Below are 791 nucleotides of genomic sequence, written 5' to 3'. Positions count from 1 at the left end.
AGTCAGTCCTAAAAAGCAAATTCCATAAATAGAAGCGGCCAAGTCCAACAGGTATTTATCCATTGTGCTACGACAACGGATAAATACTTAAGCGTTATGTGCTTTGGTGGAAATGGATATGGAAATCACAATCAGGCGTATCGAAACAGAAAGCATTGAGGACAAAGGTATATTTGAGACTTTGTTTAGAGAGTACCTATCTGGATTCTCAGTTGAGCTAGATCTCTCAGTAATTACTCAGTTGTTTGCATTGCCTTATTTCCACGGATTTATCAGTTTTTTCGACGATAAGCACGCTGGTTTTGCGGTTTGCTTTGAATCGTTTTCAACTTATCGAGCGCAAAGAGTGATGAATATCCATGATTTTATGGTGTCGGACAACTTTCGTGGTAAAGGTGTGGGGAAAGCGCAACTGAATGGTATCGAACAGTATTGTCGTGATAATGATTACCTCAAAATCACACTAGAGGTCGGTGATGACAATGTTGCAGCTAAAAAGCTCTATAGTTCATTGGACTACGAAGATTACAGGGTAGTTTTGACAGGGCATCAACATTGGCAAAAGTACCTCAATTAGCACGCACATAACAAAGCATTTAAGAGTGATTCGCAACGCTTGGCGCTTTCGCTTCGCTCAAGTATAGCCAAGCGCTGCTCACATATATGGTCTCCCCCAGTTTTGCAAGCCAGCAGTATGATTAAAAGCGCAGGTTAACTTCCATATATACGGCCTGTTGAGCGGCTATTGCCTTGGCCAAGATGAGGAAGTCGAACACGAAGTCCTAATCACC

General features: G+C 42.0%; 1 protein-coding gene. It reads left to right on the top strand.

The window, feature by feature from the left end:
• Positions 1 to 118: 118 nt before the first annotated feature.
• A complete protein-coding gene (locus F0251_RS24290) occupies positions 119 to 577 on the top strand; it encodes a GNAT family N-acetyltransferase (protein ID WP_171731989.1) in 459 nt (152 codons plus the stop codon).
• Positions 578 to 791 lie beyond the last annotated feature (214 nt).

The sequence above is a fragment of the Vibrio sp. 070316B genome (assembly GCF_013114115.1).
GTDB lineage: Bacteria > Pseudomonadota > Gammaproteobacteria > Enterobacterales > Vibrionaceae > Vibrio > Vibrio chagasii_B.
This window is presented reverse-complemented; position numbering and strand designations above follow the sequence as displayed.

Bases quoted from the DNA above. Each gene is read 5' to 3' on its own strand.
- F0251_RS24290 (WP_171731989.1), top strand. From the start codon at position 119: ATGGAAATCACAATCAGGCGTATCGAAACAGAAAGCATTGAGGACAAA.